The organism is Pseudomonas edaphica, assembly GCF_005863185.1.
In the GTDB taxonomy this organism is placed as follows: Bacteria; Pseudomonadota; Gammaproteobacteria; order Pseudomonadales; family Pseudomonadaceae; genus Aquipseudomonas; species Aquipseudomonas edaphica.
Window position 1 is genome coordinate 1 of sequence record NZ_VBVZ01000090.1, and the last position, 14,857, is coordinate 14,857.

Below are 14,857 nucleotides of genomic sequence, written 5' to 3' on the forward strand. Positions count from 1 at the left end.
CAATTGTTGCGCTTGTAACAACAAGTGTTCAAAAAGCGCGGCTCCCAGGGCCGGTGGGGCCGCTGTGGAGAAGCTGGGCCGCAACCCGCTTTTGGTGTCCGCCGCCAGAGTGAACTGCGATACCAGCAGCAAACCACCGCCAATGTCCTTCAAGGACAGATTCATCTTGCCCTCATCGTCGCTGAACACCCGATAGTTAAGCAGCTTGTGCAACAGTTTGTCGGCACTCTCGGGCGTATCTGAAGGTTCCACGGCGACCAGCACCAGTAATCCCTGGTCTATCGAGCCTACGACTTCACCCGCCACCTCGACCCGGGCGCCACGCACCCGTTGCAACAGGCCCTTCATGCTTCTTCTGGCGGCAGATCAAGCAGGCGCCGTGCCATCTCGCCGGTCGCACGCACCAACGCATCGGTGATGCCCGGCTCGGATGCCGCATGGCCAGCCTCGCGAATCACCTGCAGCTCACTGTTGGGCCAGGCCTGATGCAGCTCCCAGGCATTATCCAGCGGGCAGATCATATCGTAGCGGCCATGGATGATGACCCCAGGCAGATGGGCGATCTTGTGCATATCGCGAATCAGCTGGTTGGGCTCCAGGAAAGAGTTATTGGTGAAGTAGTGGCACTCGATACGCGCAATCGACAGGGCGCGCTGCGGCTCGGAAAAACGCTCGACGTGCTGCGGGCTCGGGCACAGGCCGAGCATGCGCCCTTCCCAACCGGACCAGGCCTTGGCCGCATGCATCTGGGCGATCTGGTCGTTGCCGGTGAGGCGCTTGTGGTAGGCGGCAACCATGTCGTGGCGCTCGTCCGCCGGGATCGGGGCAAGGTAGTCCTGCCAGTAATCCGGGAACATGCGGCTCGCGCCTTCCTGGTAGAACCAGTGAATATCCTGCGGGCGGGCCAGGAAGATGCCGCGCAGGATCAAACCATGCACACGCTCAGGGTGGCTTTGCGCATAGGCCAGCGACAGGGTCGAGCCCCAGGAACCACCAAACAGCACCCATTTGTCGATGCCCAGGTGTTCGCGGATGCGCTCGAGGTCGGCGACCAGATCCCAGGTGGTGTTGTTTTCAAGACTCGCGCGCGGCGTGGAACGCCCGCAGCCACGCTGGTCGAAGGTAACGATGCGGTACAGGTTCGGGTCGAAATAGCAGCGGCTCTGGGCATCGCAACCGGAGCCGGGGCCGCCATGGATGAAGACGACAGGCAAACCTTCGGGGGAGCCACTTTCATCGACGTACAGCGTGTGGGTGTCATCGACTGCCAGATCGTGCCGGGCGTAGGGTTTGATCTGCGGGTACCAAGTCTGCATTGCGCGCTCCATAGGGTGTCGGGTTCATCCCTGAGGGGACGTCTATTATTCTTGCCGTCTGGCATCATAAACCCGAATTGTGCAATGAGCATGTCCTTGAATACTTAGACCTGTGTCAGCCCTTCGCTCCTGAGGTAATGCAGCAGATAGTTATAAAGCTGATCCACCTCCGGGGCCTGGCCGCGTGCGCGCAAGCAACCGTGAACCAGACCTTTGCCGGGATACAGCACGGCGGGCACACCGGCCTGTTGCAGCCGTTCGGCATAGAGCATGCCGTCATCGCGCAACGGGTCGAACTGGGCCACGGCGATCAACGCCTTGGGCAAGCCGCCGAAATACTCGGCCAACAAAGGCATGGCATAGGCCGATGGCGTGCCCGCAGCATGCAGGTACATTGCCAGGTAGCAGTCGGTGTCGGCAGTACTGAGCAGCGGTGCGTCCATGCAGTCACGCCGCGAGGGCAAATCGGCAGGCCCGCCCAGGCCGGGGTAAATCAGCACCTGGGCCACGGGCAGCGGCTGGCCGTCGTCGCGCAGCCCCAGGCACAGCGCCGCCGCCAGATTGCCGCCCGCGCTGTCGCCCATCACCACCAGGCGTTGCAGGTTGATGGCATGCGGCGCCTGCCCTGCCTGGATTGCCTGCCATACGGCGCGACAGTCTTGGTAGGCTGCCGGGAACGGGTACTCCGGCGCCAGACGGTAATCGATGGCGATCACCAGGACCTGCAACGCGCTCGCCAGTTCGAAACAAATAAAGTCGTGGGAGTCCAACCCGCCCACCACCCAGCCGCCACCGTGCATATAAAGGAGACAGGGCCAGCCCTCCGTCGGCGCTGGCGCCGTGGGTAGGTAACTGCGCACGCCTACACCGCCCAGGGAAAAGTCCGACAGTTGCAGCCCTTCAGGCTTCGGTGGCGTGAAGGCCTGGCACATACGGTCGTAGTTATGACGCAAGCCTGCCAGCGAAGAGTCGTCACTGGTGAAGGATTCGGTTTTGGCGATGAAGGCGGCAAGCTGCGATGAAATCGGATACATGCTCAATATCCCTGAGAATGGAGATCTAAACGTGGGAGCTGGCTTGCCTGCGATAGCAGTGTGTCAGTCACCTCTTCATTCACTGATACACCGCTATCGCAGGCCAGTCGAATCGTCGCACCGCAGCTCCCACATTTTGCCCGGCGGTGTTTTCAGGGTTTGAGGCTGTCCTGCACTGCCGCCACGCCATCGCTGCCATCAAACGCCGTAACCCCGGCCAACCAGCGCTGCAAATCCTCTGGGTGGTCACGCAACCATTGCCTAGCCACCTCCTGCGGCGACTGGCGCTCCATGATCGGCACCATCAACTGGCTTTCCTGGGCAGCGGTGAAGGTCAGGTTCTGCAACAAACGGTTGGCGTTGGGGCAGCGTTCGCCAAAGTCCGGCGCGGTGACGGTGGAAACCGTGGCACGACCTTCGTCCGGGCCGAACACATCTTCACTGCCAGTGAGGTAGGCCATTTTCATATTGATGTTCATCGGGTGCGGGGTCCAGCCGACGAACACCACGAACTCCTTGCGGTTCACCGCTCGCTGCACCGCCGCGAGCATGCCCGCTTCACCGGAAGCCACCAGTTTGAAGCCGCCCAGGCCGAAATGGTTGGTGTCGATCATCTTCTGTATATCGGTATTGGCGCCACTGCCCGGCTCGATGCCGTAGATCTTGCCGCCCAACTTGTCCTTGAAGCGGGCGATGTCGGCAAACGTCTTCAGCCCGGCATCCGCCACGTATTGCGGCACGGCCAGGGTGGCTTGGGCGTCGGCGAGGCTGGGCGTGTCGAACACCTTGACCTGCTTGGCGGCCAGGAACGGCGCGATGTTGTTATCCATCGCCGGTTTCCAGTAGCCGAGGAAGATATCCAGGCGTTTGTCGCGGATGCCGGCAAAAATGATCTGCTGCACCGCGCTGGTCTGCTTGCTGTCGTAGCCCAGGCCATTGAGCAGCACGTCGGCCATGCCTGAGGTAGCGATGACGTCAGTCCAGCTGACCACGCCCATGCGGACGGCTTTACAGGATGCAGGTTCTGCGGCCATGGCGTTGGCGCTGATCAAAGCCGCGCCGGTGAGGATCAACAACAGTCTTTTCATGGATGAGGTCTCACTGGGCAGCTTTTATTGTGGGAAGTGGCGTCTGGTGCGCCGTACCCACAACCTTACCCAGCGAGACCTGTGCTGACACGAACTGTGGCGACCGGCAGTTGCACTGGGGCGACCCGGAAGGCTCCATCGCAGGCAAGCCAGCTCCCACATTTTGATCTGTGAATACATCCAAATGTGGGAGCTGGCTTGCCTGCGATAGCGATATCAGCCGTAGCGCTTCTGCCCCCAGGCTAACAACCCTTCCAGCAACTGCTTCAACACAACCTGGGTCGGCGCAGCCAAATCAGGGCGATACCGGAACGGCTCAACCTCTTCCATATACGTGCTCTGGCACAGTTCCAACTGCACCGCATGAATATCCTGCGCCGGGTCGCCATAGTGGCGAGTGATATGCCCGCCCTTGAAGCGCCCGTTCAGCACATGGGTGAACTGCGGATGCTGAGCGCAGATGCCTTCCAGCTGGCTGGCCAGCTCGGGGTCACACGCCGCGCCGTTGAAGGTGCCGAGGTTGAAGTCCGGCAGCTTGCCCTCGAACAGGTGCGGGATTACCGAGCGGATCGAGTGCGCATCAAACAGCAAGGCATAGCCGAACTCGGCCTTGAGCCGGGCAAGTTCTTCTTGCAGGGTGCGGTGGTACGGCCCCCAGATCTTTTGCAGATACGTCACGCGTTCTTCTTCGGACGGCACCCGCCCTTCACGGAACAACGGCACACCCTCGAACAGGGTCGCCGGGTACAGCCCGGTGGTGGCGCCGGCGTAGAGCGGCTTGTCGTCGGACGGCCGGTTCAGGTCAATCACAAACCGCGAGTACTCGGCCGACAAGGTGCTGGCGCCCAATGCCTCGGCAAAGTCATACAGCGTGGGGATGTGCCAGTCGGTGTCCGGCAGGCTTTGCGCCTCGGGGATCAGCCCGGCTTCGACCGCAGGCGTCAGGCGCAACCCCGCGTGGGGCATGCTGATCAGCAGCGGCACACGGCCTTGTTTGAAACTCAGAACCTTATCCACAACAACACTCCTCAGACGGTGACGTCGACGCCATGGCGCACGACGCGTTTATCCAGCTCGCCGCCCAGCCAGTAAGCCAGGTCGGCGGGGCGATCAATCTGCCAGGCGACGAAATCCGCGACCTTGCCCACTTCCAGCGAACCGTGGGTGTCACCCATGCCCAGCGCGGTGGCCGCATGTTGCGTGGCGCCGGCCAAGGCTTCTTCCGGGGTCATGCGGAACAGGGTGCAGGCCATGTTCAGCATCAGGCGTACCGACAGCGCCGGCGAGGTGCCGGGGTTGAGGTCACTGGCGATGGCGATTTTCACGCCGTGCTTGCGCAGCGCATCCATCGGCGGCAACTGGGTTTCACGCAGGAAGTAGAACGCGCCCGGCAGCAACACCGCGACAGTGCCGGACGCGGCCATGGCGATGGCGTCTTCTTCGGTCATGAACTCCAGGTGGTCCGCCGACAGTGCGTGGTAACGCGCCGCCAGGCTGGAGCCGTGCAAAGAGGACAACTGCTCGGCGTGCAGTTTCACCGGCAAGCCCAACTGCTGGGCGACCTTGAATACACGCTCCACTTGTTCGGTGGAAAACGCCAGGTACTCACAGAAGGCGTCTACCGCATCCACCAGCCCTTCGGCCGCGAGCGCCGGGAGCATCTCGGTGCAGATGTGGTCGATGTAGTCGTCAGCGCGATCCTTGTACTCCGGCGGCAGCGCGTGAGCCGCCAGGCACGTGGCGCGCACGCTCACCGGCAGCACCTGGCCAAGGCGCCGCGCAACCCGCAGCATCTTGCGCTCGTTGGCCAGGTCAAGGCCGTAGCCGGACTTGATCTCCACCGTGGTCACGCCGTCACGCAGCAAACTGCGCAGGCGCTTTTCAGCGCTGGCAAACAATTCATCTTCCGTGGCGGCACGGGTGGCGCGCACGGTGCTGGCAATACCGCCACCCTTGGCAGCGATTTCGGCGTAGCTCACGCCTTCAAGGCGCTGCTCGAATTCGCCGCTGCGATTGCCGCCGAACACCGTGTGGGTGTGGCAGTCGATCAGCCCGGGGGTGACCCACGCACCTTGCAGGTCATGCACCTGGGCGTAATCCGCCACTGGCGCCTGGCTGCGGGGGCCGATCCACTCGATCAGCGAACCCGCGGTGACCATGGCGGCATCCTCGATGATCGAGTATTTGCCCTGGGCCATAGTTGCGACGTGGCAGTGTTGCCAAAGCGTTTTCATCAACGCCTCCCTAAGTTATCGATGAGACAAAGCCGGGTCGTAATGGACCTTGGCCCCCTGCCCGGCAGCGGGCTTGACCCACAGCAGGTAGGCGAGGACCAGCAACACGATCCAGACGGCGCCGACCAGCAAAGCGGCCTGGGTGTCCGGGAAGTAACCCAGCACGCCAAACACGAACAGCATGAACACAATGGCCGCCGCTGGCGCATACGGCCAGAACGGTACCGGGAATTTCAGCTCGGCCACCTGTTCCCTGGTCATGGAGCGGCGCATGGCGACCTGGGTAAACAGGATCATCAGCCACACCCACACGGTGGCGAAAGTGGCAATCGAGGCGATCAACAGGAACACGTTTTCCGGGATCAGGTAGTTGAGCACCACGCCGCCGAGCAACGACGCGCCCATTACCAGTACGGTCATCCACGGCACGCCTTGCTTGGACAGCTGCGCAAAACCCTTGGGCGCCTGCCCTTGCTGGGCCAGGCCATACATCATGCGGCCGGCGCCAAAAATGTCGCTGTTGATGGCCGAGACGGCGGCCGAGATCACCACGATATTGAGGATGGTCGCTGCCGAGCCGATGCCAAGGTTGCTGAAGATCTGCACGAACGGACTGCCCTGGCTGCCAATCTGTGGCCACGGGTAGATGGCCATCAGCACAAACAGGGTCAGCACGTAGAACAACAGGATGCGCAGCGGCACCGCATTGATCGCCTTGGGGATCACGCGCTGCGGGTCTTTGGCTTCACCGGCGGTGATGCCGATGATTTCGATGCCGCCAAACGCAAACATCACCACCGCGAACGAGGCGATCAGGCCGCCAATGCCGTTAGGCATGAAGCCGCCGTGGGCCCACAGGTTGCTCAAGCCGCTGGCCTGGGTTTCGCCAGCAGAATGAATGCCAAACAGCATGATGCCAAAGCCGCCGAGGATCATCGCCACAATCGCGCCGACCTTGAGCAGCGACAGCCAGAACTCCATTTCGCCAAACACTTTGACGTTGCACAGGTTCAGGCCGCCGATCAAAAACACGATACCCAGCACCCAGACCCAACGCGCGACCTCGGGAAACCAGAAGCCCATGTAGATGCCAAAGGCGGTGACGTCGGCGAGGCAGACGATGATCATTTCAAATGCGTAGGTCCAGCCGAGCACAAACCCGGCCATAGGCCCCAGGTAGGTGCTGGCGTACTGGCCGAAGGAGCCTGACACCGGATTGTGCACGGCCATTTCACCGAGAGCACGCATCACCATGAACACGGCAGCGCCGCCGATCAGGTAGGCCAGCAGCACGGCAGGGCCGGCCATTTGGATGGCAGAGGCGGAACCATAGAACAACCCGGTGCCGATCGCGGAACCGAGTGCCATGAAGCGAATATGTCGGGCGCTCAACCCGCGTTTCAAACCCTTTTCTTGCTGGTGCATTTCTCGTCCCTATTATTTTTATGAGGAGAAGATCGTTCCCACGCTCCGCGTGGGAACACATCCTGTGACGCTCCGCGTCACGACTCTTAAAGCGGACGCGGAGCGTCCAGGGCAACATTCCCACGCAGAGCGTGGGAACGATCGTATGTCAGTCACACATGTTTCAACTGACAGATAGCTATCGCAGGCAAGCCAGCTCCCACACTGGGTTGCGTTGCGGTTACAAGCTCGGCAGGAGCTTGGCCGGCACCAGCTCATTCAGGCAGCGGCTGGCGAGCAGTTCGCTGGCGGCATTGATGTCCGGGGCAAAGAAGCGGTCCTTCTCATAAAACGCCACTTTGTCGCGCAGGATCCCGCGGGCTTTTTCCAGCTTGGTCGAAGTCTTCAAGCCATCGCGCAGGTCCAGGCCCTGGCATGCCGCCAGCCACTCAACCGCGAGTACACCACGGGTATTTTCAGCCATTTCCCACAAACGCTTGCCCGCAGCCGGAGCCATGGACACGTGGTCTTCCTGGTTGGCCGACGTCGGCAGGCTGTCCACGCTATGGGGATGCGCCAGCGCCTTGTTCTCACTGGCGAGCGCCGCAGCGGTGACCTGGGCGATCATGAAACCGGAGTTCACCCCGCCATTGCCGACCAAAAACGGCGGCAGTTGCGACATGTGCTTGTCCATCATCAACGAGATACGACGCTCGCTCAGCGAGCCGATTTCGGCGATGGCCAGCGCCATGTTGTCGGCAGCCATGGCCACCGGCTCGGCGTGGAAGTTACCGCCGGAAATCACGTCGCCCTCGGCAGCAAACACCAGCGGGTTATCCGACACGGCGTTGGCCTCTACCACCAGCACGTCGGCAGCCTGGCGGAACTGGGTCAGGCAGGCGCCCATGACTTGCGGCTGGCAACGCAGGGAATACGGGTCTTGCACCTTGTCGCAGTTCTGGTGCGACTGGGACACCTGGCTGCTCTCGCCGAGCAGGTCGCGATATGCCGCGGCCGCGTCGATCTGACCGCGCTGGCCACGGGCGGCATGGATACGTGCATCAAACGGCGAGCGCGAGCCCAATACCGCTTCCACGGTGAGGGCACCGCACGCCAACGCACCGGCGAACAGGTCTTCGCCTTCGAACAGGCCGCGCAAGGCATAAGCGGTGGATACCTGGGTGCCGTTCAGCAGCGCCAGGCCTTCTTTGGCCGCCAGCGTCAGCGGCGTCAGGCCGGCAACTTTCAGCGCTTCGGTGGCTTCCAGCCATTCGCCCTTGTAGCGCGCCTTGCCTTCGCCCAGCAGCACCAGCGACATATGCGCCAATGGCGCCAAGTCGCCGGAAGCACCGACCGAACCTTTGAGCGGAATGTGCGGGTACACTTCGGCGTTGATCAGTGCGATCAGCGCGTCGATCACCTGGCGACGAATGCCGGAGAACCCACGGCTCAGGCTGTTGACCTTGAGCACCATGACCAGCCGCACCAGCGCGTCGCTGATCGGCTCACCGACGCCGGCGGCGTGGGACAGCACCAGGGAACGCTGGAGGTTTTCCAGGTCTTCACTGGCAATGCGGGTCGAGGCCAGCAGGCCAAAACCGGTGTTGATGCCGTAGGCGGTGCGGTTCTCGGCGAGAATCTGCTCCACGCAGGCCACACTGGCTTCGATCTGCGCCGTGGCGCTGTCATCCAGAGTGAGGGTTACCGGCTGCTGGTAGATGGCTCGCAGTTGGGCAAGGCTCAGTTGGCCTGGAATCAAATTTAGCGCAGTCACATTCATGCTCCTTTGAATTGTTCTTTTGAATAAGTGTTTAGTGCAAATGGGGAATTGCTGAGCGCAGCAAAGCGGTGTCTTTGAGCAGCGCGGCGGTGGCGGCAATATCTGGCGCCAACCAACGGTCTTGTTCGTAAGGTGCGACCTTTTCGCGTAGCAGACGCCAGGCGCTGTCAGTACCCGCGCCGAAACGCTGGCCCTTCAAAAACTCGAACGCCTGGGCTGCCAGCAGGTACTCGATGGCGAGAATCTGCGTGACGTTGGCCAACAGCTGATGCAGCTTGAGCGCGGCATTGGTGCCCATGCTCAGGTGGTCTTCCTGCAGGCCCGAGGTAACGAAATTGTCGAGCACCGCCGGTTGCGCCAGCTGACGGTTTTGCCCGCACAGCGAGGCGGCGACGTACTGCACGATCATCATCCCGGAGTTGACCCCAGGGTTGCTGACCAGGAACGCCGGCAAACCACTGACGTGCGGGTTGATCAGGCGGTCCAGGCGACGCTCGGCCACCGAGCCGATTTCGGCCATGGCGATGGCGAGCATGTCGGCCGCCAGCGCCACAGACTGCCCATGCGGGTTGGCCTGGGACACCACGCGGTAGTTGTCCGGCGTGCCGAGCACCAGCGGGTTGTCGGTGGCGCTGTTGAGTTCGGTCTCGATCTGGCGTGTGGCGTGTTCCACCTGATCACGCGCCGCACCGTGAATCTGCGGGATCGAGCGGATGCTCAGCGCGTCCTGGGTGCGGATGCCTTTGCTGCTGGCGATCACTTCACTGCCGTCAAGCAAGGCACGCAGGTTGATGCCGACTTGCTGCATGCCTGGGTGTGGCTTGAGGGCGATGATGGCTTCGTCAAAGGCGTCGATCTGACCACGCTGGGCTTCGAAACTCATGGCGCCGATCACGTCGGCCCATTGCAGCAGGTGATGCGCGTCGGCCAGGGCCAGGCAGCTCAGGCCGGTCATGCACGGCGTGCCATTGACCAGGCACAGGCCGTCTTTGGCGCCGAGCACCACAGGCTGTAAACCTTCGGCTTTTAAGGCGGCTTGCGCCGTCACGATCTGGCCGCGATAGCTCACATCGCCAACCCCGAGCAAGGCCACGCCAATGTGGGCCATGTGAGTCAGGTAGCCCACCGAGCCCTGGGACGGCACTTGCGGCGTGATGCCATGGTTGAGCAGCGCCAGCAACGAATGCACCACCTGCGGGTGCAGGCCGGATTTGCCGTGGCTGTAGTTGATGATGGCTGCGCAGATGATCGCGCGGGTCTGTTCGTCGCTCAGCACCGGGCCGACGCCACAGGCGTGGCTCAGCAGTGTGTTGCGCGACAGCTGGCTGAGTTGTTCACCCTTGAGCGACACATTGCACAGCGCGCCCAGGCCGGTATTCACACCATAGGCGCGTTCGCCGCTGGTGACGATGCGTTGCACGATGGCCTGGGCATTGTCGATACGCGCCCAGGCGTGGCCCGAGAGTTCGAGCACGGCGCCGTGGCGGGCGACGGCGACCACGTCCTGCCAACGCAGTGGAGCGTCGGCGATGATGATTTTTGTTGCCTGGGACATCTTCATACCTTCTTCAATGCTTGTGCAGCTTCACTGGCCCTATCGCAGGCAAGCCAGCTCCCACATTTGAAATGCATTCCCCTGTGGGAGCTGGCTTGCCTGCGATGGCGCCAGCCGGTTCGCCACAAGATCCGGATCAGACCACCGCCGCCCGGCGCTGAACAAACCGGTCCACATACTCATCCGCCGGCGAATGCAGAATCTCGCGCGGCGTGCCGACCTGGATCAGCTTGCCGTCCTTGAGAATCGCAATGCGGTTGCCAATGCGCACCGCCTCGTCGAGGTCGTGGGTGATGAACACGATGGTCTTGTGCAGGGTCTTTTGCAGCTCCAGCAACTGGTCCTGCATCTCGGCGCGGATCAGCGGGTCGAGGGCGCTGAAGGCTTCGTCCATCAGGATGATGTCGGTATCGGCTGCCAAGGCGCGGGCCAGGCCTACACGTTGGCGCATGCCACCGGAAAGCTGGTGCGGGTATTTGTTTTCGTAGCCTTTGAGGCCCACGGTTTCGATCCAGTGCAACGCACGTTCGGCGCACACCTGCTTGGTTTCGCCGCGCACCTTGAGGCCGTAGGCAACGTTGTCGAGCACACTCTTGTGGGGCAGCAGGCCGAAGCTCTGGAACACCATGCTGATCTTGTGGCGACGGAATTGGCGCAGGGCTTCCATGTCCAGTTGCAGGATGTCTTCGCCGTCCACCAAGATCGCGCCGCTGGTTGGATCGATCAGGCGGTTGAAGTGACGCACCAACGTGGACTTGCCCGAACCCGAAAGGCCCATGATCACAAAGATCTCGCCCGTGCCGATGCTCAGTGACAGGTCGTTCACGCCGACCACGCAACCGGTCTCGGCCAGTACCTGGTCCTTGGTCTTGCCCTGACCAACCATCGCCAGGGCTTCCTTGGAGCGGTTGCCGAAAATCTTGAAGACGTTTTTAACTTCAATTTTGCTGACAGTAGTCATTTGCTCGCCTCATGCCGTGGACGACCATAGGCCTGGGTAATGCGGTCGATGACCACTGCAAGAATCACAATCGCCAGCCCGGCCTCGAGGCCACGGCCGACGTTGAGGGTCTGGATGCCGACGAGCACGTCTTCACCCAGGCCTCGGGCGCCGATCATCGAGGCGATCACCACCATCGACAACGCCATCATGGTGGTCTGGTTGATACCGGCCATGATGCTCGGCAATGCCAGCGGCAGTTGCACGCCAAACAGTTGCTGCCAGCGGTTGGCACCGAAGGCGTTGATGGCTTCCATGACTTCGCCGTCGACCTGGCGAATGCCCAAGTCGGTGAGGCGAATCAACGGTGGCGCGGCGTAGATCACCGTGGCGAAAATCGCCGGCACCTTGCCCAGGCCAAACAGCATCAGCACCGGGATCAGGTACACAAAGCTGGGCATGGTTTGCATGATGTCGAGCAGCGGCATCAATACCGACCGCAGGCGATTGCTGCGTGCAGACAAAATGCCCAACGGAATGCCGATCAGCACCGAGATCACCGTGGCGACCATCATCAGTGCCAGGGTTTGCATGAGCTTGTCCCACAGGCCAACCGCACCCACCAGGAACAGCAGACCGACGATCACCGCCGTGGTCACCACCTTGCGGGTGGCATGCCAGGCGACGCCGCCGACAATGGCGAGCATCAGCCACCAGGGCGCTGCACGCAGCAAGCCTTCCAGGTTGACGATGGCCCATAACAGCGTGTCGGAGATGTGCCGGAACACATCGCCGTAGTTGGTGACCAGTGAGTCCACCCAACCGTTGACCCAGTCGGCGATGGAAAACGTAAAACTCTCAGGAAACATAGCGTGCTCTCGATCCAGTGGGTTGTGGCCGGGTGCCCGGCTGGCCCTTGAGGGTAGCCGGACACGCTTGACCTACAAGGCCGCGTCGATTTTCTTGGCTGCGTCGTCGCTCACCCATGCGTGCCAGACTTCAGGATGTTCCTTGAGGAAAATTTTCGCCAGTTTTGGCGACTCAATCCGCTCTTTGGCCATGCGACCGAGGTTCTGGTTAAGCAGGTCGATGGGCAGGTTGACCTTCTCCAGCACCGCCACGAGTTCAGGCGCTTGCTCGTGGAAGGTTTTGGACAGGCCGACCTTGATGCTCACGCTTTTATCCACACCGGGCTTTTCCTGCAACTTGACCAGATCGACCTGGCCCATCAGCGGGGTTGGCGACCAGTAGTAGAACAGGATCGGCTCGCCACGCTTGTAGCTCGACAGCACGGCCGCATCCAGCGCCGGGCCGGTGCCTGGACGGAAGTTGGTGTAGGTGCTTTCCAGGCCATAGCTTTTCAGCATTTCGCTGTTATCCAGCTCACAGGTCCAGCCGGCCGGGCAGTTGTAGAAGCGGCCTTTGGACGGTTCTTCCTGGTCCTTGAACACCGAGGCGTATTTGGCCAGGTCGGCGATATTTTTCAGGTCTGGTGCCTTGGGTTCCAGCTTGCGCTTGGCGTCGCCTTCGATCACATAACGCGGCACATACCAGCCTTCCACGGCGCCGACCACCGGCGCACCAACACCGACAACTTTGCCGGCCTTCTCGGCCTTGTTCCAGACCTCGCTGCGGCCTACCCACTCTTCGGCGAAAACCTGGATGTCGTTGCTGCTCAGGGCGTTTTCCATGGTGATGGAGTTGCCCGGCAAGCTATCGGTTTTGCAGCCGTAGCCTTTCTCCAGCACGGTTTGCAGGATGTCGGTGAGCAACATGCCGCTTTCCCAGTTCAGCCCGGCGAATTTCACCGGTTTGCCGGACTCGCACCAACCCGCCGCCTGGGCGCCGGCAGAGGCCAGCAAGCCTGCAGATAACACGGTGGCCAGCAAGGTTTTATTCATCTTCATTGTTGTGACGCTCCCAATCTTGAAATGGATTACGGCAGTCAGTAGGCGTCCTGCCCTGTCCACGTCCCATCAGGCCTGTGCAGCCAGCCCGTTTGTCGTTGGTGCAGCGCCCTGCTCTATTGGCAGGATCAGTTGATCGGGCACCGTGCCGTGCCATTTTTTCGCACATACGTAATACAAGGCCGCTGGCAGTACCAGGCCGATGATCCAGGAGATATCCACATCACCCAGCGCGGCAACCAAAGGGCCGGTGTAGAACTTGGTGGAGATGAACGGCAACTGCACCAGCACACCGAACACATAGACGCTGATACCGAGCAGGTTCCAGCGACCGTAGCGGCCATTCGGGTCGGCCAAAGCCGGGACGTCATAGCGCTCGCGGGTGATGCAGTAGTAATCCACCAGGTTGATCGCACTCCACGGCGTAAAGAACGCCAGCAGAAACAGGATGAAAGACTTGAACGCACCGAGGAACGAGTGCTGGCCGAGCAACGCGATCAGGGTTGCAGTGCCGACAATCACCAGCACGAACACCAGACGCTGCAGGCGGGTGACCTCAAGGCGACCACGGAAGCCGCTGACGATGGTCGCAATGCACATGAAGCTGCCGTAGGAGTTCAGGGTAGAGATGGTGACCTTGCCGAACGCGATGCTGAAGTACAGCAGCGCAGCGGTGGCGCCTGTACCACTCAACCCAACGATGTAGGCGACTTCGTGACCGGCAAATTGCCCGTTGGACATGGCCGCGGCAAACACGCCAAGGACCATCGCCACCTGAGCGCCAATGACCGAACCTGCACCGGCGGCGAGAAAGGTTTTCAGCGAAGATGTCTTGCTTGGCAGGTAACGTGAATAGTCCGCCACGTAAGGGCCGAAGGCGATCTGCCAGGAGGCCGCGAGCGACACCGCCAGCAGGAAACTGCTCCAGCTGAAGTGGCGGATCTGCAAAAGCGCGCCAACGTCGGTCTGGCTCATCAAACGACTGAACAGATAGACAAAGGCAATCACGCCAATGACGCTGGCGACACGCCCAATAAAGTGGATCACCCGGTAGCCCAGCACGGTGACCAGTACGATGACGCTGGCAAAAATCAGGATACCGACGCTGTCGCTGACCCCGAACAACTGGCCCAGTGCCTGCCCCGACAGCACGGTCCCGGTCGCGGTGAAACCGAGGTACATCAAACAGACCAGCACAATCGGGATGGCTGCACCGTAAACGCCGAACTGCACCCGGCTGGAGATCATCTGTGGCAGGCCAAGCTTTGGCCCTTGCGCCGCATGCAACGCCATGACGCCGCCGCCGATGAGTTGGCCGATCAACAGACCGATCAACGACCAGAACACATCACCGCCGAGCACCACGGCCAAGGCCCCGGTGACAATCGCGGTGATTTGCAGGTTGGCACCCATCCACAGGGTGAACTGGCTCAATAGACGACCGTGTCTTTCCGCTTCCGGGATGTAGTCGATCGAACGCCTTTCGATCAACGGTGTGGTGTCATTTGCAGCCATGTTGGTCAACCTCTGATGGATTGTTCTGGGTGTGCAGATTGCGGGTTCTACTGTGGGAGCTGGCTTGCCTGCGATGCGGGCGAC

13 protein-coding genes are annotated in these 14,857 nt (G+C 61.4%); all 13 read right to left on the reverse strand.

Going from position 1 to position 14,857, the window contains the following annotated elements; translation table 11 throughout:
* Positions 1-348 (reverse strand): D-aminoacyl-tRNA deacylase (gene dtd / locus FEM54_RS08475; RefSeq protein WP_138450414.1); only part of this gene is annotated, 348 nt, incomplete at its 3' end.
* On the reverse strand, positions 345-1,316 hold the full coding sequence (gene pip / locus FEM54_RS08480) for a prolyl aminopeptidase (protein WP_017138604.1): 972 nt from the start codon (positions 1,314-1,316) through the stop codon (positions 345-347). The genes dtd and pip, both read right to left, overlap by 4 nt.
* A 104-nt stretch (positions 1,317-1,420) precedes the next feature.
* Positions 1,421-2,350 carry an alpha/beta hydrolase gene (locus tag FEM54_RS08485; protein WP_138450416.1) on the reverse strand — a complete coding sequence of 310 codons (930 nt, stop codon included), beginning with the start codon at positions 2,348-2,350 and terminating at the stop codon, positions 1,421-1,423.
* A gap of 152 nt (positions 2,351-2,502) precedes the next feature.
* On the reverse strand, positions 2,503-3,438 hold the full coding sequence (locus FEM54_RS08490; protein WP_138450418.1) for a choline ABC transporter substrate-binding protein: 936 nt from the start codon (positions 3,436-3,438) through the stop codon (positions 2,503-2,505).
* A 216-nt stretch (positions 3,439-3,654) separates the two neighbouring features.
* Positions 3,655-4,455 (reverse strand): N-formylglutamate deformylase, encoded by an 801-nt coding sequence (gene hutG, locus FEM54_RS08495; RefSeq protein WP_138450420.1) that lies wholly within the window; start codon positions 4,453-4,455, stop codon positions 3,655-3,657.
* Positions 4,456-4,466: 11 nt separating this feature from the next.
* Positions 4,467-5,672, reverse strand: coding sequence for an imidazolonepropionase (hutI, locus tag FEM54_RS08500; RefSeq protein WP_017138608.1), 1,206 nt, complete (start codon positions 5,670-5,672; stop codon positions 4,467-4,469).
* Between the two features lie 15 nt (positions 5,673-5,687).
* On the reverse strand, positions 5,688-7,097 hold the full coding sequence (locus FEM54_RS08505; RefSeq protein WP_017138609.1) for an amino acid permease: 1,410 nt from the start codon (positions 7,095-7,097) through the stop codon (positions 5,688-5,690).
* A 220-nt stretch (positions 7,098-7,317) separates the two neighbouring features.
* Positions 7,318-8,856 carry a histidine ammonia-lyase gene (gene hutH / locus FEM54_RS08515; protein WP_017138610.1) on the reverse strand — a complete coding sequence of 513 codons (1,539 nt, stop codon included), beginning with the start codon at positions 8,854-8,856 and terminating at the stop codon, positions 7,318-7,320.
* A 31-nt stretch (positions 8,857-8,887) separates the two neighbouring features.
* Positions 8,888-10,411 carry an HAL/PAL/TAL family ammonia-lyase gene (locus FEM54_RS08520; RefSeq protein ID WP_138450425.1) on the reverse strand — a complete coding sequence of 508 codons (1,524 nt, stop codon included), beginning with the start codon at positions 10,409-10,411 and terminating at the stop codon, positions 8,888-8,890.
* Between the two features lie 136 nt (positions 10,412-10,547).
* On the reverse strand, positions 10,548-11,372 hold the full coding sequence (locus tag FEM54_RS08525) for a quaternary amine ABC transporter ATP-binding protein (protein WP_017138612.1): 825 nt from the start codon (positions 11,370-11,372) through the stop codon (positions 10,548-10,550).
* Positions 11,369-12,220 (reverse strand): ABC transporter permease, encoded by an 852-nt coding sequence (locus FEM54_RS08530; RefSeq protein ID WP_028615386.1) that lies wholly within the window; start codon positions 12,218-12,220, stop codon positions 11,369-11,371. The genes FEM54_RS08525 and FEM54_RS08530 overlap by 4 nt, the downstream gene beginning before the upstream one ends.
* 72 nt (positions 12,221-12,292) lie before the next feature.
* Complete coding sequence (locus FEM54_RS08535; protein ID WP_017138614.1) at positions 12,293-13,258, reverse strand: ABC transporter substrate-binding protein; 966 nt, start codon at positions 13,256-13,258, stop codon at positions 12,293-12,295.
* A 69-nt stretch (positions 13,259-13,327) separates the two neighbouring features.
* On the reverse strand, positions 13,328-14,773 hold the full coding sequence (locus FEM54_RS08540) for a purine-cytosine permease family protein (protein WP_099549490.1): 1,446 nt from the start codon (positions 14,771-14,773) through the stop codon (positions 13,328-13,330).
* Positions 14,774-14,857: the final 84 nt, after the last annotated feature.

Bases quoted from the DNA above. Each gene is read 5' to 3' on its own strand.
- FEM54_RS08485 (WP_138450416.1), bottom strand. From the start codon at position 2,350: ATGTATCCGATTTCATCGCAGCTTGCCGCCTTCATCGCCAAAACCGAA.
- FEM54_RS08540 (WP_099549490.1), bottom strand. From the start codon at position 14,773: ATGGCTGCAAATGACACCACACCGTTGATCGAAAGGCGTTCGATCGAC.
- FEM54_RS08490 (WP_138450418.1), bottom strand. From the start codon at position 3,438: ATGAAAAGACTGTTGTTGATCCTCACCGGCGCGGCTTTGATCAGCGCC.
- pip (WP_017138604.1), bottom strand. From the start codon at position 1,316: ATGCAGACTTGGTACCCGCAGATCAAACCCTACGCCCGGCACGATCTG.
- hutH (WP_017138610.1), bottom strand. From the start codon at position 8,856: ATGAATGTGACTGCGCTAAATTTGATTCCAGGCCAACTGAGCCTTGCC.
- FEM54_RS08530 (WP_028615386.1), bottom strand. From the start codon at position 12,220: ATGTTTCCTGAGAGTTTTACGTTTTCCATCGCCGACTGGGTCAACGGT.
- hutI (WP_017138608.1), bottom strand. From the start codon at position 5,672: ATGAAAACGCTTTGGCAACACTGCCACGTCGCAACTATGGCCCAGGGC.
- FEM54_RS08525 (WP_017138612.1), bottom strand. From the start codon at position 11,372: ATGACTACTGTCAGCAAAATTGAAGTTAAAAACGTCTTCAAGATTTTC.
- FEM54_RS08535 (WP_017138614.1), bottom strand. From the start codon at position 13,258: ATGAAGATGAATAAAACCTTGCTGGCCACCGTGTTATCTGCAGGCTTG.
- FEM54_RS08520 (WP_138450425.1), bottom strand. From the start codon at position 10,411: ATGTCCCAGGCAACAAAAATCATCATCGCCGACGCTCCACTGCGTTGG.
- FEM54_RS08505 (WP_017138609.1), bottom strand. From the start codon at position 7,097: ATGCACCAGCAAGAAAAGGGTTTGAAACGCGGGTTGAGCGCCCGACAT.